The sequence below is a fragment of the Thauera sp. SWB20 genome (assembly GCF_000831325.1).
GTDB classification, from domain to species: Bacteria; Pseudomonadota; Gammaproteobacteria; order Burkholderiales; family Rhodocyclaceae; genus Thauera; species Thauera aminoaromatica.
In genome coordinates, this window is sequence record NZ_JTDM01000017.1 from 188,219 (window position 1) to 210,532 (window position 22,314).

General features: G+C 67.2%; 18 protein-coding genes. 10 read left to right on the forward strand and 8 right to left on the reverse strand.

What is annotated here, in order from left to right; genetic code table 11:
- Positions 1-119: 119 nt before the first annotated feature.
- From mfd to PO78_RS09750, 3 genes are all read left to right on the forward strand, one after another.
- Positions 120-3,593: a transcription-repair coupling factor gene (gene mfd / locus PO78_RS09740; protein WP_012585425.1), complete on the forward strand. Its 3,474-nt coding sequence runs from the start codon at positions 120-122 to the stop codon at positions 3,591-3,593.
- 29 nt (positions 3,594-3,622) lie between these two features.
- Positions 3,623-4,588 (forward strand): magnesium/cobalt transporter CorA, encoded by a 966-nt coding sequence (gene corA / locus PO78_RS09745; protein WP_004302118.1) that lies wholly within the window; start codon positions 3,623-3,625, stop codon positions 4,586-4,588.
- 295 nt (positions 4,589-4,883) lie between these two features.
- Complete coding sequence (locus tag PO78_RS09750; RefSeq protein ID WP_004302120.1) at positions 4,884-6,221, forward strand: M48 family metalloprotease; 1,338 nt, start codon at positions 4,884-4,886, stop codon at positions 6,219-6,221.
- 44 nt (positions 6,222-6,265) lie between these two features.
- Here PO78_RS09750 and ccoG read toward each other — a convergent pair whose 3' ends face one another.
- Positions 6,266-7,663 (reverse strand): cytochrome c oxidase accessory protein CcoG, encoded by a 1,398-nt coding sequence (ccoG, locus tag PO78_RS09755; RefSeq protein ID WP_004302122.1) that lies wholly within the window; start codon positions 7,661-7,663, stop codon positions 6,266-6,268.
- A gap of 213 nt (positions 7,664-7,876) precedes the next feature.
- On the opposite strand from ccoG, the gene PO78_RS09760 reads away from it, so the two are divergent.
- Together PO78_RS09760 and PO78_RS09765 are read left to right on the forward strand one after the other, a co-directional pair.
- On the forward strand, positions 7,877-8,470 hold the full coding sequence (locus PO78_RS09760) for a cytochrome c oxidase subunit 3 family protein (protein WP_040828616.1): 594 nt from the start codon (positions 7,877-7,879) through the stop codon (positions 8,468-8,470).
- Between the two features lie 2 nt (positions 8,471-8,472).
- Positions 8,473-8,781, forward strand: a complete 309-nt coding sequence (locus tag PO78_RS09765) for a hypothetical protein (protein ID WP_040828613.1) — start codon at positions 8,473-8,475, stop codon at positions 8,779-8,781.
- Here the strand turns inward: PO78_RS09765 and PO78_RS09770 are convergent.
- The 5 genes from PO78_RS09770 to PO78_RS09790 all read right to left on the reverse strand — a co-directional run bounded on the left by PO78_RS09770 (position 8,776) and on the right by PO78_RS09790 (position 16,432).
- Positions 8,776-10,188 carry an aminotransferase-like domain-containing protein gene (locus PO78_RS09770; protein ID WP_043743440.1) on the reverse strand — a complete coding sequence of 471 codons (1,413 nt, stop codon included), beginning with the start codon at positions 10,186-10,188 and terminating at the stop codon, positions 8,776-8,778. The genes PO78_RS09765 and PO78_RS09770 overlap by 6 nt on opposite strands.
- Positions 10,189-10,326: 138 nt before the next feature.
- Positions 10,327-10,926 carry a DNA-3-methyladenine glycosylase I gene (locus PO78_RS09775; RefSeq protein WP_004302131.1) on the reverse strand — a complete coding sequence of 200 codons (600 nt, stop codon included), beginning with the start codon at positions 10,924-10,926 and terminating at the stop codon, positions 10,327-10,329.
- A 117-nt stretch (positions 10,927-11,043) separates the two neighbouring features.
- Positions 11,044-12,372, reverse strand: a complete 1,329-nt coding sequence (locus PO78_RS09780; RefSeq protein ID WP_004302132.1) for an ABC transporter substrate-binding protein — start codon at positions 12,370-12,372, stop codon at positions 11,044-11,046.
- The gene (locus PO78_RS09785; RefSeq protein ID WP_197068757.1) at positions 12,372-15,386 is read right to left on the reverse strand and encodes an EAL domain-containing protein; all 3,015 of its coding nucleotides are present in this window, start codon (positions 15,384-15,386) and stop codon (positions 12,372-12,374) included. The genes PO78_RS09780 and PO78_RS09785 overlap by 1 nt, the downstream gene beginning before the upstream one ends.
- 362 nt (positions 15,387-15,748) lie before the next feature.
- A complete protein-coding gene (locus tag PO78_RS09790) occupies positions 15,749-16,432 on the reverse strand; it encodes an SDR family oxidoreductase (RefSeq protein WP_004302136.1) in 684 nt (227 codons plus the stop codon).
- Between the two features lie 168 nt (positions 16,433-16,600).
- Here PO78_RS09790 and PO78_RS09795 point away from each other — a divergent pair, with 168 nt between their 5' ends.
- The 4 genes from PO78_RS09795 to serB all read left to right on the forward strand — a co-directional run bounded on the left by PO78_RS09795 (position 16,601) and on the right by serB (position 19,412).
- Positions 16,601-16,837 carry a hypothetical protein gene (locus PO78_RS09795; RefSeq protein WP_004302138.1) on the forward strand — a complete coding sequence of 79 codons (237 nt, stop codon included), beginning with the start codon at positions 16,601-16,603 and terminating at the stop codon, positions 16,835-16,837.
- Between the two features lie 130 nt (positions 16,838-16,967).
- Positions 16,968-17,351, forward strand: a complete 384-nt coding sequence (locus PO78_RS09800) for a cupin domain-containing protein (RefSeq protein ID WP_004302141.1) — start codon at positions 16,968-16,970, stop codon at positions 17,349-17,351.
- Between the two features lie 142 nt (positions 17,352-17,493).
- Positions 17,494-18,570: a 3-deoxy-7-phosphoheptulonate synthase gene (locus PO78_RS09805; RefSeq protein WP_004302143.1), complete on the forward strand. Its 1,077-nt coding sequence runs from the start codon at positions 17,494-17,496 to the stop codon at positions 18,568-18,570.
- Positions 18,567-19,412 carry a phosphoserine phosphatase SerB gene (gene serB, locus PO78_RS09810; protein WP_004302146.1) on the forward strand — a complete coding sequence of 282 codons (846 nt, stop codon included), beginning with the start codon at positions 18,567-18,569 and terminating at the stop codon, positions 19,410-19,412. Before PO78_RS09805 ends, serB begins: the two co-directional genes overlap by 4 nt.
- A gap of 251 nt (positions 19,413-19,663) precedes the next feature.
- Here the strand turns inward: serB and PO78_RS09815 are convergent, their stop codons facing one another.
- A complete protein-coding gene (locus tag PO78_RS09815) occupies positions 19,664-20,368 on the reverse strand; it encodes an ABC transporter ATP-binding protein (RefSeq protein ID WP_043743441.1) in 705 nt (234 codons plus the stop codon).
- Here PO78_RS09815 and PO78_RS09820 point away from each other — a divergent pair.
- Complete coding sequence (locus tag PO78_RS09820) at positions 20,352-20,987, forward strand: arylesterase (protein WP_004302151.1); 636 nt, start codon at positions 20,352-20,354, stop codon at positions 20,985-20,987. The genes PO78_RS09815 and PO78_RS09820 overlap by 17 nt on opposite strands.
- 262 nt (positions 20,988-21,249) lie before the next feature.
- Here PO78_RS09820 and selD read toward each other — a convergent pair whose 3' ends face one another.
- Positions 21,250-22,290: a selenide, water dikinase SelD gene (gene selD, locus PO78_RS09825; protein WP_012585443.1), complete on the reverse strand. Its 1,041-nt coding sequence runs from the start codon at positions 22,288-22,290 to the stop codon at positions 21,250-21,252.
- Between the last annotated feature and the right edge of the window lie 24 nt (positions 22,291-22,314).

Below are 22,314 nucleotides of genomic sequence, written 5' to 3' on the forward strand. Positions count from 1 at the left end.
GCGGGCCGGGATGAACGATAATTCTCTCTTTGCCGGCCCCGCGTCCCTACCGCCATGCTGCCCGCCTCCGCCACGGTGACGGAGGGTCGCAGTCCGCAGACGACGCTCGAGAAACCACGATGTCCCTCTCCCTCGACGCCCTCCTCTCCCGGCTCGCCACGGTCAAGCTGCCCAAGCCCGGCGGCCGGCTCGAACTCGAGCCGCTCGCCGGCTCGGCAGACGCCCTCGCCATCGCCCAGCTCGCCAGCCGCGGCCGCATGCTGGTGGTGATCACGGCCAACCCGCTCGACGCCCAGCGCCTGCAGGACGAGATCGCCTGGGTCGCACCCGGCCTGCGCGCGCACCTGCTGCCCGACTGGGAGACCCTGCCCTACGACAGCTTCTCGCCCCACCAGGACCTGATCTCCGAGCGGCTGTCGACGCTCTACGCCATCAGCCGCGGCGAGACCGACATCGTGCTGGTGCCCGCCTCCACCGCGCTGTACCGCATGGCGCCGCCGGGTTTTCTTGCCGCGTACACCTTTTTCCTCAAACAGGGCGAGAAGCTCGACGTCGAGCAGTTCAAGGCGCAGATGGCGCTCGCAGGCTATGCGCACGTCACCCAGGTGGTGAGCCCGGGCGAGTTCTCGGTGCGCGGCGGGCTGGTGGACCTGTTCCCGATGGGTTCGCCGCTGCCCTTCCGTATCGACCTCTTCGACGACGAGGTCGAGAGCATCAAGACCTTCGACCCCGACACCCAGCGCACGGTGTATCCCACCAAGGAGATCCGTCTGCTGCCGGCGCGCGAGTTCCCGCTCGACGACAAGGGGCGCACGCGCTTTCGCAGCCGCTTCCGCGAGACCTTCGAGGGCGACCCGACGCGCGCGTCGATCTACAAGGACGTCTCCAACGGCATCGCCCCCGCCGGCATCGAGTACTACCTGCCGCTGTTCTTCGACGAGACCGCGACGCTGCTGGACTACCTGCCCGCCGAGACGCCGGTGCTGCTGCACCGCGACGTGCCGGCGGCGATCGCCGAGTTCTGGAAGGACACGCGCTCGCGCCACGACCTGTTGAAGGGCGACCGCAGCCGCCCGGTGCTGGCACCCGAGCAGCTCTTCCTGACCGACGAGGCCTTCTTCATCGCGCTGAAGAACCTGCCGCGCCTGGCGATCGGGGCCGAAGTGGGCGCCAAGGCGGGCGCCGAGCCCGCGGCCGCCCGCACCGACGCGCTCGCCCTGCCCCCGCCCGAGGTCGCGGTCGAGCGCAAGGCCACCGACCCGCTGCACAAGCTCAAGGCCTTCCTCGACGGCTTCGACGGTCGCGTGCTGCTGCTGTCGGACTCGCCCGGCCGGCGCGAGACCATGGCCGAGTTCTTCGCCGAGTACGACGTGCGCCCCGAGGCCACGGCCGATTTCGGCGCCTTCCTGGATTCCGACGCCCGCCTCGCGCTTGGCGTCGCCCCGCTCGCGCGCGGCTTCGTTCTACCGGCTGCAAGGCTCGCGGTGCTGACCGAGACCGAGCTCTACGCCGCCACCGCGCGCAGCCGCGTGCGCCGCGACGCGCGCAAGGCCGCCACCATGGAAGGCTGGCTGCGCGACCTTTCCGAGCTCAAGATCGGCGACCCGGTGGTGCACGTCTCGCACGGCATCGGCCGCTACCTGGGCCTCCTCCACATGAACCTCGGCGAGGGCGACACCGAGTTCCTGCATCTGGAGTACAACGGCGGCGACAAGCTCTATGTGCCGGTGTCGCAGCTGCACGTGATCACCCGCTACGCCGGCGCCGACCCCGAGGCGGTCGACCTGCACCGCCTCGGCTCCGGCCAGTGGGAGAAGGCCAAGAAGAAAGCCGCGATGCAGGTGCGCGACACCGCCGCCGAACTGCTCGCGCTCTATGCCCAGCGCGCTGCCCGCCCCGGCCACCGCTTCGACTTCAAGCAGCATGACCTCGAAGCCTTCGCCGAGGCCTTCGGCTTCGAGACCACGCCCGACCAGCAGGCCGCCATCGACGCGGTGGTGGCCGACATGAAATCCGGCCGCCCGATGGACCGCCTGGTGTGCGGCGACGTCGGCTTCGGCAAGACCGAGGTCGCGCTGCGCGCCGCCTTCATCGCGGTGGCCGACGGCAAGCAGGTGGTGGTGCTGTGCCCGACCACCCTGCTCGCCGAGCAGCACTACCAGACCTTCGCCGACCGCTTCGCCGACTGGCCGATCAAGCTCGCCGAGCTGTCGCGCTTCAAGTCGGCCAAGGAGCAGGCCGAGGCCCTGCAGCTCCTCGCGGAGGGCAAGGTCGACATCATCATCGGCACCCACCGTTTGCTGCAGAAGGACGTGATCTTCAAGCGCCTCGGCCTGGTGATCATCGACGAGGAGCACCGCTTCGGCGTGCGCCAGAAGGAGGCCTTGAAGCAATTGCGCTCCGAGGTCGACATCCTGACCCTGACCGCCACGCCGATCCCGCGCACCCTGGGCCTGGCGATGGAGGGCCTGCGCGAGTTCTCGGTGATCGCCACCGCGCCGCAGAAGCGCCTGGCGATCAAGACCTTCGTCCAGCCCTCCAGTCGCGGCCTGATCCGCGAGGCGGTGCTGCGCGAGTTCAAGCGCGGCGGCCAGGTTTACTTCCTGCACAACGAGGTCGACACCATCGACAACATGAAGGACGACCTCGAGGAGCTGCTGCCCGAGGCGCGCATCGTCGTCGGCCACGGGCAATTGCCCGAGCGCGAGCTCGAACGCGTGATGCGCGACTTCACCCAGCAGCGCGCCAACCTGCTGCTGTGCACCACCATCATCGAGACCGGCATCAACATCCCCACCGCCAACACCATCATCATCAACCGCGCCGACCGCTTCGGCCTGGCGCAGCTGCACCAGCTGCGCGGCCGCGTCGGGCGCAGCCACCACCAGGCCTACGCCTACCTGCTGACCCAGCCGGGCGCCAAGCCCAGCGCGCAGGCGCAGAAAAGGCTCGAAGCCATTGCGATGATGGAAGACCTCGGCTCCGGCTTCTACCTGGCGATGCACGACCTCGAGATCCGCGGCGCCGGCGAGGTGCTGGGCGAGAACCAGTCGGGCGAGATCCAGCAGGTCGGCTTCAGCCTGTACACCGAGATGCTCAAGCGTGCGGTCAAGGATCTGCAGGCCGGCAAGGAGCCCGACCTGTCGCAGCCGCTGGAGGTCGTCTCCGAGATCAACCTGCACACCCCGGCGCTGCTGCCCACCGACTACTGCCCCGACGTGCAGGAGCGCCTGACGCTGTACAAGCGCCTGGCCAACTGCGAGATGGAAGAAGATTTGCGTGCGCTGCAGGAAGAGCTCATCGACCGCTTCGGCGAGCTCCCGGCGCAGACCGCCGCGCTGATCGAGACCCACCGCCTGCGCATGCTGGTGAAGGACTACGGGGTGCACAAGCTCGATGCGTCCGATGCGCAGATCAGCGTGCAGTTCGCCAAGGACGCGCCGATCGACCCGGTCAAAGTCATCTTCCTGATCCAGAAGGACCGCAGCACCAAGATGGCCGGCCCCGAGAAGCTCGTGCGCCGTGCCAGCCTGCCCAACCTCAAGGAGCGCGTGAAGGCGGTGAAGGACCTGCTCGAGGCGGTGAAGGCCTGATCCGGCGAAGGCGCAAGCGACCCACGACCATGCTCATCAACTGCATCGCCTACCAGCACGGCCGCAAGCTCGCCGACATCCCGGTCGAGGACATCAGCGAGTACATCCAGCAACCCGAGACCTTCGTCTGGGTCGCGCTCAAGGACGCCACCGCCGAGGAACTCGCGGTGATGAAGGAGGAGTTCGGCCTCCACGAGCTCGCCGTCGAGGACGCCAACCACCGCCACCAGCGCCCCAAGGTCGAGGAGTACGACGACGAGCTCTTCGTCGTCATGCACCTGATCGAGGAGCGCGAGGGCAAGCTCGAGGTCGGCGAGGTGCACGTCTTCGTCGGGACCAACTACATCCTGTCGGTGCGCAACAACCACGCCCGCGACTTCCTCGGCGTGCGCGCACGCTGCGAGCGCGAGCCGAAGATGCTCGCCAAGGGCCCGGGCTACGTGCTGTACGCGCTCATGGACGCGGTGGTCGACGGCTACTTCCCGCTCATCGACAAGCTCGAGACCGAGGTCGAGGCGCTCGAGGAGCGCATCTTCACCAAGGGTGCGGGCAACACCAACATGCGCCGCCTCTATCGCCTCAAGCGCAAGGTCACCCTGCTCAAGCACGCCGTGCTGCCGCTGATGGAGGCCGCCGGCAAGCTGCACAGCGGGCGTGTGCCCGAGGTCTGCGCCAAGAGCCGGCACTACTTCCGCGACGTGTATGACCACCTCGCCCGTATCGACGCCTCGCTCGACAGTGTCCGCGAGACCATCGGCACCGCGATCCAGGTGAACATCTCGCTGGTCACCATCGACCAGACCGAGGTCAGCAAGCGCCTCGCGGCCTGGGCCGGCATCTTCGCGGTGGCCACCGCCTTCGCGGGGATCTGGGGCATGAACTTCAACCACATGCCCGAGCTGGAGTGGGAGTACGGCTACTTCGCCGGCCTCGGCATCATCGTCAGCGCCAGCACCTTCCTGTGGTGGCGCTTCCGCAAGGCAAGGTGGCTGTAGCGCGCAGCCGATGCGTAGGAGCGACGCAAGTCGCGATTGCCGCCGCTCCGTCCCGCCGACACCCCTTCCCGCTCCACCGCCCGATCGCGACTCGCGTCACTCCTACAAATCCCCGGCACGCCGGCCGATCGCGACTCGCGTCGCTCTTCCAAATCACCGCTTGGCGTGCCGTAGGAGCGACGCAAGTCGCGATTGCAGCGCCTCGGTCCCCATCGACGCCCATCGCCCCTGCCCTGCCCCAGACCTTTCCTCCGCGCCGCTACAATCCCCGCATGTCCTTCGACGAGCGAATGCCATGAGCTTCTTCGACGACCTCGCCCGCAGCCTCGAACGCAACCGCATCACCCGCCGCCAGGCGCTGTGGCTGCTCGGCGCGGGCGCGGCGGCCGGCCTGTCGGGCTGCGCCACCTCCCCGGTCACCGGCGAGACCATCCTCGTCGGCATGAGCGAGGCGCAGGAGAAGCAGACCGACGCCCAGGTCGCGCCGCACCAGTTCTCGCAGGACCTCGGCGCCATCCAGGACGAGGCGGTCAACCGCTACGTCGCCGGCATCGGCCAGCGCATGGGCACGCTCACCCACCGTCCGCAGATGCCCTACTCCTACCGCGTGCTCAACGCCAACTACGTCAACGCCTACACCTTCCCCGGCGGCGCGATGGGCGTGACGCGCGGCATCCTCGCCGACCTCGACGACGAGGCCCAGCTCGCCGCCCTGCTCGGCCACGAGCTCGGCCACGTCAACGCCCGCCACGCCGCCCAGCGCCAGGGCCAGAACCTGGTCGCGCAGGCGGCGCTCGCCGGGCTCAACGTGGCGGCACAGAGCTCCGACTGGGGCGGGCTGATGAGCATGGGCGGACAGATCGGCGCCAGCGCCCTGCTCGCCGGCTACTCGCGCGAGCACGAGCGCGAGGCCGATGCGCTCGGGCAGGAATATCTCGTCAAGGCCGGCTACCCGGCGACCGGCATGGTGCGCTTGCACCAGTTGCTGGTTGCCGAGGAAAAATCCGCCCCCTCGCTGCTGCAGACGATGTTCTCCACCCACCCGATGAGCAGCGAGCGCATGCAGGCCGCGCAGGCCGCGGCCGACTCGCGCTACCGCATCAGCAACAGCCTGGACGTCCGCCGCGAGCGCTTCATGGACAGCACCGCCAGCCTGCGCCGCATCCGCCCCACCATCGACGCCTGCAAGAACGGCGAAACCGCGATGGCCGCCAGGCAGTACCCCAAGGCGCAGGCCGAATTCCAGACCGCGCTGGCCAGGACCCCGCGCGACTACGCCAGCAACCTGCGCATGGCCCAGTGCCTGCAGGCCCAGGGCCAGACCGCGAAGGCGGTGGACTACGCCGACAACGCGCGCGAGATCTACCCGCAGGAGGCGCAGGCCTACAAGCTCGCCGGCGTGCTCGCCCTGCAGCAGCGCGACGCCGGCCGCGCCTACCAGAACCTCGACCGCTTCGACCGCCTGCTCCCCGGCGACGCCGGCATCACCTTCCTGAAGGGCATCTCGCTCGAAGGCATGGGCAACCGCCAGGCCGCCGCCCAGCACTACGCCGCCTACCTGCGCCAGAGCCAGCAGGGCAACGCCGCGCAGTACTCGTACAACCGGCTCAAGGCCTGGGGGATGGTGAAGTAGCGCAGGAGCAGCCCGCCGCGATCCCGCGTCTGCGAGCCACCATTTCAACGGAAGGGCAGGATGAAGGTGCCCTTCTCACGCACCGCAAGGCTTGCGTCGTGCAGCGCCACCGTCTCGAACACGATCGGCTGCACGCCGGACGGCATACCCTCGAGCGGAGATGACAGCGTGAGCGTGACGGTGCGGACGCGCCCCGGCTCGACCGCGAACTCGGTGGCTCCCTCGATCCGCAGCCCCGGCAGGCCGCCCACGCCGATGCGGAACCGTCGGGTCGCCTCTTCCATGTTGATGAGCTTGAGGGTGTAGCTGTTCTCGATCCGGCCGTCGGTGGTTTCCTGCATCAGGGCCCCGCGATCACGGTGCACCTCCACCCGCAGCAGCACGCGCTCGTTCAGCGTCCACGCACCCAGCGCCGTGAACACGAGCAGCAGGCCGCCATAGACCAGGGTCCGTGGCCGCGACCAGCCCGCAGCGGTTTTGGGCTGGCCGGCAAGCTCGCGCTCGCTCGCGAAACGGATCAGGCCGCGCGGCGCGCCGATCCTGTCCATGACCTCGTCGCAACCGTCGATACACAGGCCGCAGTTGATGCACTGGTATTGCAGGCCGTCGCGGATGTCGATGCCGGTCGGACACACCTGTACGCAGATTCCGCAGTCGATGCAGTCTCCCTTGTTGCCCGCCTGGCGCAAGGTCCCACGGGGTTCTCCACGCGTGGCGTCGTAGCTGACGTTAGCCGTATCCGAATCGATCATCACACCCTGGAAGCGCGAGTACGGACACATGTGCTGGCATACGGCCTCGCGCGCCAGCCCCGCCTGCAGATAGGTGAAGGTCGCGTAGAAGAGCAGCCAGAAGGTTTCCCAGGGGCCCGTCTGGAAGCTGGCGATCGCTGGCAGCAGTTCCCGGATCGGTGTGAAGTAGCCAACGAAGGTGATCGCGGTCCACGCAGCCACCAGCGCCCAGATGCCGTGCTTGACCGACTTGATCAGCAGCTTGCGCGCCGACATCGGGCTCTGGTCGAGGCGCAGGCGCGTGAGGTGATCGCCCTCGACCTTGCCTTCGATCCACACGAAGATCGACGTATAGACCGTCTGCGGACAGGCAAAGCCGCAGAACAGGCGCCCTGCGATGGCGGTGGTGAAGAAGAGTGCGGTTGCCGCGAGGATCAGGACGATGGCGAGCAGCAGCGCATCCTGCGGCCACAGGACGAGGTCGAAGAGATAGAGCTTCTCGTCGACGATGTCGAGCAAAATCGCCTGCCGCGTGCCGGCTTCCGTCGTCCACGGCAGCCAGCACGCGCCATAGAACACAATCTGGGTAAGCCAGACCATCGCCCAGCGCAGGCTGTTGAAACGGCCCTGCACCGCTTTGGCGTGGATCTTTCCCTTCTTGCGATAGAACTCCAGCTTGGCTTCGCGCACCTTGCTGACGGGTGGGTTCATGGATGTACTCCGGCTCTGACGATGGCCGGAAGTACATCACCGCGGTTGGTGCAGGAGCAGATTCAGATCCTACGATTTGGAATAGGTACAGATTTTGAGCAAAGGCTTCGCTGTGCCTGCCGACTATCCATCCGACTGTTCCTGTCCACGCAGTTGCGGGCGGCCACAATCACGGCATCGAATCAGGAGTGAAGCACCGTGATCGCCAATACGATGAGTTTGCCCACCACAGGAGGTGAGGCGAGCCCCAATACCGGCAGGGTGCCCGGCAACAAGGGCATCTGGGTCGGAATCTGCTGCGAGTTCGTCGAGTTCCTGGTGCTGTTCATTGTCTACTTCGTCGCCCGTGCGCACTTTCCCGACGCCTTTCACAGCGGGGCGGAGCGGCTCTCGCAGACCGCCGGCGTGGTGATCACCTTGCTGATGGTGAGCAGCAGTTTTCTCATCGCGTGCTCGGTGACGAGCCTGCGTGCCGGGCGCAGACGTGAATCGATCGCCTGGCTGATCGCTGGCCTGGTCGCGGCGCTGGGCTATCCAGTGGCGAAATACCTCGAGATCCAGTGGAACCTCGCGCACGGTATCGACGGCGAGTCGGGCATCTTCTTCACCGTCTATTACTACCTGACCTTCACCCATATGGTGCATGCCTTCTGGGGCATCCTCGGCATCCTGTGGGTTCTGACGCGTCATTCATTCGGGATCTATACGGCCGACGAGCACAGCGGTCTGGAAGCGCTCGCCAGCTACTGGCACGCGACCGACATCATCTGGCTGGTCATCTTCCCCTTCTTCTACGTCCTGGCCTGATCATGGAATCCATTGAGCGCAAACCCGCCACTTCACTCCGGCCTCTGGTCCTGACCTGGCTGGCCCTGGTGGGGCTGACCCTCGCCAGCCCGCAACTCGGCAACGGTCTCGGGGGGCCGCAAGCCGTTCAGTTGACCGTGGCTGCAATCATCTGGATCAAGGGCTACCTGGTCGCACGCCACTTCATCGAGGCGGAACTGGCTCACCCCTTCCTTCGCAACGTGCTGCGCTTCTTCATCGCCTTCACGCCGATCGCGATCGTGCTGACGACCTTCTTCGGCGATCGCTTCGCCCGCCTTGCGAGCCTATAGCTGCCGCTTGATCAGCCTGCCCAGCGTCGCCAGTGCCTGATCCTGGCGAGGGGTCGCGGGATGGCCGAAGTTGAGCCGCAGATAATTGGAGAACTCGCGCTTGGCGGAAAAGATCGGCCCCGGTGCGATGCTGACCCCCTGCGCGAGCGCCTCTTCGTGCAGCCGCAGCGTATCGATCCGAGGCGGCAGTTCCAGCCAGAGAAAATAGCCGCCGTCCGGACGGGCCAGGCGGATACCGGGGGGAAAGTGTTCTTCGATGCCGGCCAGGAGTTGCGCTTCCTGGCGCGCAAGTTGCCGGCGCAAGTGGCGCAGGTGATTGTCGAAGCCGCCATGCTTCAGGTAGTCGGTCAGCGCGATCTGCATGGGGACCGCCGTCGCCAGGCTGGTCGAGTATTTCTGCCGCTGCACCTCCTTGGCGTAACGCCCCGCCGCGACCCAACCCAAGCGGTATCCGGGCGCGAGGCACTTCGAAAACGAGGACACGTGCAGCACCAGACCCTCCGTGTCCATCGCCTTGCTGCATCGCGGCGCCTCGGGTCCGAAATACAACTCGGCGTAGACATCGTCTTCGATCAGCGGGACCTGATGCTGGTGGAGAAGCTCGACCAGCGCACGCTTGTTGTCGTCCGGGACGCGACTTCCCGTCGGGTTCGCGAAGTTCAACATGAACAGGCAGGCCTTGATCGGATGATGGCGCAGCGCATCGGCCAGCGCATCCAGGCTCACCCCTTCGCGCGGGTGGCTCGGGATCTCGATGACCTCGAGTCCCAGGCGTTCGCTGGCCTGCAGCCCCGCATAGAAGGTGGGCGACTCGACGGCGATCAGGTCGCCGGGTCGGGTCAGGGCCTGCAGGCAGAGGTTGAGCCCTTCCATCGCACCCGACGTGACGACGATCTCCTGCGGCGAAACCGAGGCGCCATGGGCCAGGTAACGCAGCGCGAGTTGTCGGCGCAGTTCGTCGTTGCCCGGGGGAAGGTCGGTGACCGTTGCCAGCGGATCCAGGTGACGCGCCGCCGCCGCGAGGAAGCGCCCGAGCTTGTCGAGCGGGTAGAGGCGCGCGTCGGGAAAGCTCGACCCCAACGGCACGATGGCGGGATTCCGCACGCTGTCGAGGATCTGGAAGATGAAGTCGCTGACCTCGAGCGCCGTGGAGCCGCCCGCTGGATGGGTCATCTCCGGCTCGGGCAGTCTGCTGCCAAGCCGGGCGCGCACGAAGTAGCCCGACTTCGGCCGCGCCTCGATCAGGCCTCGGCTCTCGAGCAGGTGGTAGGCCCGGGTGACCGTGATCGGGCTGATGCCGAGGGTCTTGCAGGCCTGGCGGACGGAGAGCAGTTTGTCGCCCGGGCGCAAGACACCCTCGGCGATCCGCTGTGCGGTCCGGTCGGCAAAATCCTGGTAGAGGCTCATGGGGACGATCCTAGCGATGCGCAGCGAACCCGGCCTTGCCATGGATCACTTCGATCGCTGCCGCTTCGCAAGCAGGCGATGCCGCCTGGCTGTGCCCGAGCCAGCAGGGCAACGCCGCGAGGTATTCCTGCAACCGGCTCAAGGCCTGGGGGCTGGTGAAGTCGCGCAGCGCCCCGCCGCGATCTCGCGCTGGCGGAAGCAGCCGTCCACATGGTCGTTGACCATCCCCACCGCCTGCATGAAGGCGTAGCACACCGTCGGCCCCACGAAGCGGAAGCCCAGCCGCTTCAGCTCGCGGCTCATCGCCTGCGACGCCGCCGTCTGCGCCGGAATTTCCGCCAGGCTGCGCGGCGGCGCGGTCGGCGCCGAACCCTCGGCAAAGCGCCACAGCAGCGCGTCCAGCGACCCGAAGCGCTCCTGCGCCGCCAGCGTCGCGCGCGCGTTCGCCACCGCCGACTCGATCTTCAGCCGGTTGCGCACGATGCCCGCGTCGGCGAGCAGGCGCGCAAGGTCCGCCTCGCCATAGCGCGCGACACGCTCGGCGTCGAAGCCGTCGAAGGCGCGGCGGTAGTGCTCGCGCTTGCGCAGGATGGTGATCCAGCTCAGCCCCGCCTGCGCGCCCTCGAGCACGAGCATCTCGAAGAGGTGGCGGTCGTCGTGATTGGGCACGCCCCACTCGGTATCGTGGTAGGCGACGTAGAGCGGATCGGTGCCGCACCAGGCGCAGCGCTCGGACATGGGGAACTCCGGTCGGGGGGTGCGGAAAACGCTATGCGATCGCGAAGCGCGAAGGGCTTAGTCTACCGGTTCGAGGCAGATTTGGCGGCGGCGATGGGGATCCTGTCCCCATCCCGGTTACCGGGGGTAGCCTCCACGAACCATCCGACGTTGTGCTGCATCCTGCCCGCGCGCCAGCGCCTCCTCCACGCTCAGGCGTCCGGCGAGCGCTTCGGCGATCAGGTTACCGACTTCGTCGCCAATGAGGATGAACTCGGGGATCGCCGCGAACTGAATGCCCGGGTAAGGGCTTGGTGGCAGGGTGGCGTTTTCCGGATCTGCATTGAGCATCGCTTCGAGCTCATGCACAGCCCAGGGCGCCTTGCGCTGAAACTCCGGCCGAGCATAGGTCGATCTGCGGGTACCCGTCGGCACGGCCCGCCAACCCTGCCGGGCCGCAACGAGCTCGACGTAGTCGCGTGAAGCCACCCAGTGGATGAACTTCCGAGCGTCAGCCTCCCGAACGGGGTCGATGCTGCTCGGGATCGCCAGCGCCCAAGCCCACAGCCATTGCGCACCCTTGGCCGTCACCTCGTACGGAGCGGCTGCGAAGCCGACCTCACCGGCGACTGCACTCGACTCTGGGTTCGTGAGGACTTCCGCAGCGACCGTCGGCCCGACCCATTGAGCGCATCTGCCCGACGCAAACAGCGAGAGGTTCTCCCCGTAGCCCAGTGAAGCCGCATCGGGCGGTCCATATCGATTCAGGAGTTCCGCATACAGCCCGACCGCCTTTTTCCACGGCAGACTGTCCAGCTGGGGTCGCCAGCCCGCATCGAACCATTGGCCGCCAAACGAATTGACCATGGTGCTCACCAGCGCCATGTTCTCGATCCAGCCCGGGCGGCCACGCAAACAGATTCCATGCACGCCATTCGCAGGGTCGTGGAGCTTCGCGGCAAACGCGGCAACCTCGGTCCAGGTCGGCCTGTCGGGCATGGTGAGGCCCGCCTTTTTCAGCAGATCCTTGCGGTACATGAGCATGGAGCTCTCGCCGTAGATGGGCGCGGCATACAGCTCTTGCTGGTAGGAAAGCGCTTTGCGGACGGTCGGCAGCAGATCGTCCACGTCGAAATCGTCCGGCGACCGCAAGGGTTTGATCCATCCGCTGGCAGCCCAGATCGGTGCTTTGAAGATTCCGATGGTAATCACGTCGAATAGGCCGTCTCGCGTCTCGACGTCGGCACTTGCCACCCGCCTCAGCTCGGACTCCTCGAGAACGACCCACCGGATGCGAATCTCCGGATTGGCCTTCTCGAACTCGCTGCTGAGGGTTTGCAGGCGACGCATGTGGGCGCTGTCGACGGTCGCGATCACCAAGGCGCCGGCACGCACAGGCAGGGCCACGAACAGCGTCAGAGCCGCGAGAACGAAACACAAGGCGAGGCAGCTAGACCGGGATTTCATCACGACACCTGCGAGCTCGCGCGCTCGCGCACTGCCGCCTCGAAGGCGTCCACGGGCAAGGGCTTGCCGAACAGGTAGCCCTGGAAAGCATGACAGCCCTGGGCGACGAGATATTCATGCTGCGCACGGGTCTCCACCCCCTCGGCAATCACGTCGAGTTCCAAGCCCTGCCCCATGGCAATGATCGTCTGGGCCACCATAGCGTCGCGATGGCTGGCCGGCAGCTCGTCTACAAAGGACTTGTCGATCTTCAGCTGCGAGAGCGGCAGCTTCGTCAGGTAGTTGAGCGAGGAGTTGCCGGTGCCGAAATCGTCCAGAGAGATCCTCACGCCGCGAGCCCGTAGCTGTCGAAGCTTGTCCACCGACGCATCGAAATCATCGATTGCAAGGCTCTCGGTCACCTCCAGCTTCAACGTTCTGGCGGGGACGCCCGCGCGTTCGAGTTCATCGAATACATCCTGAACGAAACTCGCCGCCTTGAATTGCGGCGGACTCACGTTGACAGCAAGGGTGAGCCGACTGAAAAGATCGTCATACGACCACTGTGCGAGCTGCTGGCATGCCGTGGCAAGCACCCAGCGGCCGATCGGCTCGATCAGCCCGGTTTCCTCTGCCAGCGGAATGAACACAAACGGAGGCACCAGACCCCGCACCGGATGGATCCAGCGGATGAGTGCCTCCGCACCGATCGGGAGACCCTCGGCATCGACCTGCACCTGATAGTGAAGTACGAGTTGATGGTTCTCGATGGCCTCGCGCAGTTCCTCTTCCAGCAGGTTGCGGCGGTCGAGTTCCGACTGCATCGCGTCCTCGAAGAAGCGGACCACGTTGCGGCCCATATTCTTGCCCTTGTACATCGCCAGTTCGGCTTGGCGCAGCAAGGTTTCCGGCGAAGCTTCCCGCCCCCGGAAAAGCGTCACGCCAATCGTTGCGGTGCTCGAGATCCGACGTCCCTCGATCGTCATCGGCACCGCGATCGCCTGCCTGACCGCCTCAGCAAGGTCCTGGGCGCGTCCCGCGGCCGCCTGGCGATCGTGCCCAAGGTTCTCGAGCATCAGCACGAAGCTGTCGCCCGAAAAGCGGCCCAGCGTCTCGCCGTTGTCCGCAACGCCCTGCATGCGCCGCACCATCTCGGTCAGCAGCCGGTCTCCCACCCCGTGGCCCCACGAGTCGTTCACCTTCTGGAACAGATCGAGGTCCAGCATCATCACAGCACCGAGTTCACCGCGTTCGGCGCTGTTGGCCAGGGCATGGGTGATACGGTCTTCGAGCAGGCTGCGGTTGGGCAGGTTGGTGAGCTGATCGTAAAGCTTGAGACGCTCTGCCAGCTCCCGCGCCTGCCTCTCGGCCGAAATATCCTGGTAGCTGCACACATGGTGAAGCGGCCGCCCCTGCGTGTCGCACACTGCGGTGATCGACAGCCGGGTGATGAACAGGCCGCCGTCACGATGCCGATTCACGATCTCGCCGGCCCAGTAGCCCTTGCGCGCTACGGCACCCCACATGGCCGAGTAGAAGTCCGGATCGTGCACATCCGACTTGAGGAAGCGCGGCGTGCAGCCGACAACCTCCTCCGCCGGATAGCCGCTCATGCGTGTGAATGCCGAGTTGATGCGTTCGATCACCCCGCGGCCGTTGGTGATCATCATGCCATCCTGGCTCTCGAACGCCGCCGCTGCGATGCGCAATTCACTTTCCGCACGGCGGCGCGCGGTCAGGTCGTGCGCGACGACGAGCACGCCGTCGATCGCGCCATCGGCCGCCAAGCGTACTGGCACCTTCACGATCTCCAGTTCGTAGGCGGTTCCGTCAGCGGCCTCGAACCGCCTTTCGTACCGATGACTCGCTCCTTGGCCAAGGACCTCCGCGTCGTTCTTCCGGACGGTGGCGACGAAGTCCTTGTCCTCGAACAACTGGTCGTCGCTGCGACCGATGATCTGTGCTCGCGCCAGGCCGAAGCCACGTGCGAGCACGGCATTGCAGTCGACGTAGACTCCATTGCGGTCCTTGAGCGCCATGCCATCCGGGCTGCTATCGAAGATGGCGCGCAGTTGCGCCTTCTCGACCACGAGCTCGCGTGCTGCTTGCTCCAATGCCTCGTTCTTTTGGTGGATCTCGGCGGTCCTCGCATACACCAGTCCCCGAAGGAAGCGGATCCAGAGCATCGCCACGGCGAGCACGGCCAGAGCGATCCCCGCAACCATGAGGATGATGCGAAGATAGCTCCGGAACTCGAGCGGCTTCGCAAGCCACTTCTTGCTCAGCGCTTCGAGTTCGGCAGGCGTGATCCGCGCCATGCCTTCCTGAACGCGGGCAAAGGTGCCCGCGTCGCCCTTCGCGACCGCCCAATGGAACTGGCCTTCGTACAGGGTGAATGCGCGGGTGAACTTCACCTGATCGCGGTACAAGTAGAGGTAGTAGTTGGCCGGCTTCTCATCCATGCAGAACATCTTGATGTCGCCGTCCCGCGCCGCAGCCAGGACCGCCTCGTAGCTCGCATAAGGAACCAGATTGGTGACACCGAGCGTGGTCAGCCTGTCGATGCAGGCATCACCCCTCTGCACCGCGACGGCGAAGCCCTGCATGGATCCGGCGTCGACAATCCCGTTGATCGAAGGGTCGACAAAGATCGACACCGGGAGCGTGGCGTAGGGCTGGGAGAAGTCGTAGAGCTGCTCGCGGACCGGTGTGCGGAAGATCATATCGATCACGTCGGCACGGCCGTCGAGGATGGCCCGCTGCGCGTCCGCCCATTGCATGGCCTGCAAAGCGACCGAGGCGCCGGTCTTCTCCTCCCACAGCTTCCACAGATCGACGACATACCCCTGCGGGCTTCCGTCCGGACCAGGAAACACGTACGGCGGGTAGTTGTTGTCGGTGACCACCCGCAGCTTGCCGCCGTCAGCCTGGACGCCGAAAGAAAGCGTCGCGAGCGCCACGGCGAGCAACCTGGAAAGACTCCTTCCAAGAAGGAGCATCCGCACCGAAATCATCACTTCCTCCAGGACGAGCACCCGATGAGCCTGGAAGCTCCATCCTCGACACGCCACCCTCAGCATGAACTCATAATAGATTTCTTGGCATGTATCGAGAAATACTATTTCTGACAAATTGCAACAAAATTCACAGGGAATCGAGGCGTCGCCGCCGACGGATGCGGGCCAAGGCCGGGACGGTAGGAGACGTGAAGGTTTGGTGTCGCCTGCTGCGAACGGAGGCTGCATCCAGCATCTGCCCGTTCATCGCCTGCCAGCTTGGCATCCAATGCGGCCGTCAGCGCCCGTCTCGTCCTTTCCCTGACGGCGGCTCCACCTGGCTCCACACGCTTTCCACGCGCGGGACCGAGCGCATACGCCGATACGGAAGACCCTTCCCCTCACCGGTTCACCCAACCCCCGCACACCGGAAACACCTGCCCCACGAAGCAGTTCGCCGCCTCGCTGCACAGATAGACCGCAAAGCTGGCGTCCTCGTCCGCCGTGACCAGGCGCCCAAGCGGCACCTGCCACTTCAGGCGGTCCTTGAACGCCGGCGTGGCCTGGACCTCGGGCGGGAAGTAGGTGGGGTTCTCGACGAAATTCTGCGCAATGGCGTTGACCTGGACGCCATGCGCCGCGGCCTCGACGCCCACCGCCTGGATGTAGGCCAGTTGCGCGCCGCGCGCGGCGGCGTAGCTCGAGCGCAGGGCCATCCCGCGCAGGGCGGCGGCGCTGCCCATCAGGAGGATCTTGCCCGCCTTGCGTTCGATCATCTGCGGCAGGACGGCGGCGACCATCTCCCGCATGGGATGGACCAGGGCGGCGAAGGTGGTCTCCCATTCGCCGCCCGACACCTGATGGACGGGCGTGCTCGGCGCGGGAATGGCCAGGTTGAGGACCAGCACGTCGATCCGGCCGGCCGCCTCGATGACCGCGCGCCCTGCCCCCCGCTCCAGCAGCGCGCTTCGATCGGGGACGACTTCGGCGCCGGCGGCGCGGAAGGCGTCGCACAGCGCCGGGCCCATGAACGCGTCGGCCTGCGTGACCAGCACCCTGCGGCCGCTCAATGAAATCGCATGCATGTCGGTTCTCCTCGGCTGCTGGGCGGGGCAGCCTCCCCACGGGGCGCGGCATGATCATCGGCGAAGCGGCGGCCCGGCAGCCGGCAGTCTTCTCCTGCGCGAGCGCGATTCCGGCCCCTACGTTCCATCCTAGATGAAGACGTCTAAACTGCATCGAGAGGGATCGATGTGACACAGGCGCACGCCGCCGCCACGATTTCGACACACCGGCACCGTTTCGATCTCGCGCTCGTCGTCACCACCTTGTGCGAAGTGGAGCGCCTGCTGCCGGATGCGGGCTTTTCCCTGCGGTCGTGGGCGCAGACGCTGGCCCGGCCGCTCGCGGAGAACGGGCACATCGAGCCGGCGCGCCCCGGTCGGGGCGAAGGCGCCTTCGTGGTCGTCGATGCGGTGCGGCCCTCGTGATCTGTCGCCGGCGGTGGATGAGGACGGCAGCGCGCGGGAGCGCGACATCGGAATCTTCACGGCGGAAAGGCATCCACAACATGCGCCACACCCACTTCCAAGGGATCGTCCCCGCGCGGAGGAGATCGACATGAAGCAAGTGCAAGCGATACGACCGGACCGTGAAGTCCTGACGCGTCAGCGGCTGCCGTATTTCATCGGGATCTCGGGGCAGACGGTCGGGGCAAGCGGGCTGAGCATGCATCTGGTGACGATCCCGCCCGGGGCCCGGTCGGAGCCGCATGTCCACGTCGGCTACGAAACCGGAATCTATGTGCTCGAAGGCAGGGTCCTGACGCGCTGGGGCGCGAAGCTGGAAAACGAGGTGATCAGCGCGGCGGGGGAGTTCCTGTTCGTTCCGGCGGGGGTTCCCCACGAGGCGATCAATCTCAGCGCCACTGAAGCGGCGCGCGCGGTGGTGGCCCGCAACCATCCGGCAGAGCAGGACCAGGTTCAGCCCTACGTTGCCGGGTAGGGGCTCGGCGCGGCGGCTCGAGCATGCGGCGCGGCTTCGATGCGTGCCGGCCAATCCCTTGCGCCGCGCAAATCTCCGCGGACATGCCCCGGCACGGGCGTTACAATTGCAGGCTTTCCAGGCAGCAATCGGAGTGCCCGCAATGCCCACCCAGACCGAAAACCTCAACGTCCTCGCCTTCGACCACATGCCCTCGCCGGACGAGGTGAAGGCGCGCGTGCCGCTGACCGAGCGCGCCGCGGCTGCGGTGGTGGCCGGGCGCAAGGCGGTGATGGACATCCTCGATCGCAAGGATCCGCGCGTGTTCGTGGTGGTCGGGCCGTGCTCGATCCATGACCCAGTGGCCGGGCTGGATTATGCGCGACGGCTGAAGGCGCTCGCCGACGAGGTCTCCGACGTGCTGCTGCTGGTGATGCGGGTGTATTTCGAGAAGCCGCGCACCTCGACCGGGTGGAAGGGCTACATCAACGATCCGTTCATGGACGACTCCTTCCGCATCGACGTGGGCATGGAGCGTGCGCGCAAATTCCTCCTCGACGTGTGCGAGCTCGGCCTGCCCACGGCCACCGAGGCGCTCGACCCGATCGCACCGCAGTATTACGGCGACCTCATCGCCTGGACCGCGATCGGCGCGCGCACCTCCGAGTCGCAGACCCATCGCGAGATGGCCTCGGGCCTGTCGACGCCGGTCGGCTTCAAGAACGCCACCGATGGCGACCTCGAGGTGGCGATCAACGCGATCATTTCGGCCGGCAGTCCGCACAGCTTCCTCGGCATCAACAGCCAGGGCCAGTCGGCGGTTACCCGCACGCGCGGCAACCGTTACGGCCACGTGGTGCTGCGCGGCGGCGGCGGCCGGCCCAACTACGACACGGTGTCGGTGTCGCTGGCCGAGCAGGCGCTCGCGAAGGCCAAGCTGGCGAAGAACATCGTGGTCGATTGCTCGCACGCCAACTCGTGGAAGAAGCCCGAATACCAGCCCCTGGTGATGAAGGACGTGATGCATCAGATCCGCGAGGGCAACCAGTCGATCGTCGGCCTGATGATCGAGAGCAATATCGAAGCCGGCAACCAGCCGATTCCGGCCGACCTGTCGCAGCTCAAGTACGGCTGTTCGGTCACCGATGCCTGTGTCGATTGGGCGACGACCGAGGACATGATCCGCAAGTCCGCCGCCGTGCTGCGCGACGTGCTGCCGAAGCGGGAGCGGCGCGCATGAACCTCGTCGTGCTGGCCGAGGACGTCGACAGCGTCGCGCTCAAGAACGTCGCCAAGGTGTCGGAGGCGAGCGCGATCGAGCAGATCACCACGCGCTCCTTCCGCCTCGTCGGCGCGAAGCCGGTCGAAGGTCTGGTGGCCGCGTGCGCGGCCGGGGGGCTCGACCACGTGTGGCTGCCCGAGGGCCGCCAGCTGCGCGATTTCGGCCTCTTCGTGACCGACATGGACTCGACCCTGATCAACATCGAGTGCATCGACGAGATCGCCGACATGCAGGGCTTCAAACGCGAGGTGGCGGCGATCACGGAGGCCGCGATGCAGGGCGAGATCGACTTCCGCGAGTCCCTGACGCGGCGCGTGGCCCTGCTCGCCGGCCTGCCCGAGAGCGCGCTCGCCGAGGTCTTCGATCACCGCCTGCAGCTCAACCCCGGGGCGGAGCGCCTGCTGCAGGGGTTGCAGCGCGCGGGTATCCGCACGATGCTGGTGTCGGGCGGCTTCACGTATTTCACCGAGCGGCTGAAGTCGCGGCTGGGCTTCGACTATGCGTGGGCGAACCAGCTCGAGGTGTATGACGGAAAGCTGACCGGAAAGGTGCTCGGGGACATCGTGGACGGCGAGGCCAAGGCCGCGCACCTGGAGCAGGCGCGCGACGAGTTGGGCCTAAGGCCCGAGCAGGTGATCGCCGCCGGCGACGGCGCCAACGACATCCCCATGCTGCGCGCGGCCGGCTTCGGTGTCGCCTTCCACGCCAAGCCGGTGCTGCGCGACGTCGCCCACTGCTGCCTCGACCACACCGGCCTGGACGGCATCCTCGACCTGTTCGGCCCTGGCGGCGAAAGCTGAAGCCGCACGCGGCCCCCGTTTTCGTAGGAGCGACGCCAGTCGCGATTCCGGCCCCCGCACCTCCACCGACGCGTCATCGCCACCGCGCCGCCCGATCGCGACTCGCGTCGCTCCCACGGCGCGCGGCACCGCCCCGGCCACCCCCGACCCGCGCCGGTTTTGTAGGAGCGACGCAAGTCGCGATTCCGGCCCCCGCGCCTCCACCGCCGCGTCATCGCCACCCCACCGCCCGATCGCGACTGGCGTCGCTCCTACGGGGCCTCGCTGAGGCGGCCGGCGTCCATGCGTAGCACGCGGCCGCAGCGGCGGGCGAGGGACTCGTCGTGGGTCACCAGGATCAGCGTGGTGCCCTGCTCGCGGTTGAGCGCGAACATCAGCTCGATGATCGCCCTCCCCGTCTCGGCGTCGAGGTTGCCGGTGGGCTCGTCGGCGAGCAGCACCCGGGGATCGGGCGCGAAGGCGCGCGCCAGCGCCACGCGTTGTTGCTCGCCGCCCGACAGGTGCTTGGGATAATGCGTGAGCCGGCTGCCCAGGCCGACGCGCTGCAGCCATTGGGTGGCGATCGCGCGCGCGTCGCCCACGCCGGCGAGCTCCAGCGGCAGCATCACGTTCTCCAGCGCGGTGAGCGCCGGCAGCAGCTGGAAGGACTGGAACACGAAGCCGATCGCCTCGCCGCGCAGCGCTGCGCGCGCGTCCTCGTCGAGCGCGAAGAGGTCGCGGCCCTGCACCCGCACCGTGCCGTGCGCGGGAACGTCCAACCCGGCGAGCAATCCCAGCAGGGTCGATTTGCCGGAGCCGGAGGCGCCCACAATCGCCACCGACTCGCCCGCACCCACGGCAAAGCGGATGTCCTGCAAAATCCGCAGCTCGCCCTGGCCGTCGGCCAGCGCGACCTGCTTGCACAGGTCATCGACCTCGATGACCGGATTGGAGAGCTCGATGCCGTTGCGTTTCATCATTCCCTTCGCGTTCATGTTCCTTTTCGGCGCCGTCGCCCGCGCCGACACCATCCTGGTATGGGGCGACAGCCTGTCGGCCGGCTACGGTCTGGAAAGGGGCCAGGAATGGCCCACCTTGTTGCAGACGCGTCTGCAGGCCGAAGGGTTCCGCCATGTCGTGGTCAACGCCAGTGTATCCGGCGAGACCTCGTCGGGTGGCCTCACCCGCCTGCCCGCCGCCCTGGCCGAACATGCGCCCACGCTGGTGATCCTGGAGCTCGGCGCCAACGACGGCCTGCGCGGACTCAAGCCGCAGCTGCTCGCGGACAACCTGGCCGCGATGATCGACGCTGCGCACGCGGCGGGCGCGCGCGTCCTGCTGATCGGCATGCGCATGCCGCCAAACTATGGTCCGGCCTACACGCAACGCTTCGCAGAGGTCTTCGCCAACGTGGCCGCGGAGAAGAAGGTGCCGCTCGTGCCCTTCCTGATGGACGGCTTCGCCGACCGCCCCGAGCTCTTCCTGCCCGACGGCATCCACCCGGCCGCCGAGGCGCAGCCGCGCATCGTCGACACGGTATGGGCCGGCCTTCGCCCGCTGCTTGCCGCGAAGGAGACGAAGGCGGCGCGCAAGTGAGGCTCGAAGCGCCGGGGGGAATTCAGCCGCAGGAGCGCTGCGAGGCGCGATCGTGGCGCACGGGACCCGACCGACGCCCGTCCCGGCACGATCGGCCGATCGCGACTCGCGTCGCTCCTACGAAGAACCGAAACACCGAGGGCTGGCTGTAGGAGCGACGCCAGTCGCGATCGCACTGCCCGGTCGCGCGCCGCGGCCGAAGGCAGGGGAGCACGGCGCCCGATGCCGGACGACCGCCCCTCCCCGGAAACGCCCGTCGCGCCTACCCCACCACCACCCGCGCTGCGCCCGCCTTCATCTCGCCGACGATCGTCCCCGCCTCGCCCTGCTCGGCGCGCACCGCGGCCTGCACGGCCTCGACGGCTTCCGGCGCGCAGGCGATCAGCAGGCCGCCGGAGGTCTGCGGGTCGGTGACGAGCTTGCGCTGCCACTCCGGGGCGTCCACCGGCAGCTCCACGCTGGCACCGTAGCTCGCCCAGTTGCGCGTCGACGCGCCGGTGGCGACGCCGTCCCGGACCAGGGCGCGCGCCTCCTCGATCACCGGCAGCGCATCGAAGCGCACCGCGCCGGTCAGCGACGCGCCGCGGCACATCTCCAGCAGGTGCCCCGCGAGGCCGAAGCCGGTGACGTCGGTCACCGCGTGCACGCCGTCGAGGTCGGCGAGCCTGGCGCCGACACGGTTGAGCGTCGTCGTCCAGCGGATCATCTGCGCGTAACCGTCTGCCGACAGCCGGCCCTTCTTCAAGCCCGCCGAAAGGATGCCGATGCCGAGCGGCTTGGTGAGGATGAGCACGTCGCCCGCCTTGGCGCCGGCGTTGGTGCGCACGCGCGCGGGGTCGACCACGCCGAGGCCGACCAGACCGTAGATCGGCTCGAGCACGTCGATCGAGTGCCCGCCGGCGACCGGGATGCCCGCGTCGCGGCAGACCTCGGCGCCGCCCTTGAGGATCTCGCCGATCACCGCGGGCGGCAGCTTGTCGAGCGGCATGCCGACGATCGCCAGCGCCAGGATGGGCTGGGCGCCCATCGCATAGACGTCGGAGAGCGCGTTGGTGGCGGCGATGCGGCCGAAGTCGCGCGGGTTGTCCACGATCGGGGTGAAGAAGTCGGTGGTGGCGACGATGGCCTGGCGATCGTTGAGCTTGTAGACGGCGGCGTCGTCGGCGGTGTCGGTCCCCACCAGCAGCTCGGGTGGCACGAGGCCGGCGGGCATGGTGGCGAGCAGCTCGGCGAGCACGGCGGGGGCGATTTTGCAGCCGCAGCCGCCGCCGTGGGAGAATTCGGTCAGTCTGATTTCGTTCATGTTTCCGGGAGAGAAAGCGACGCG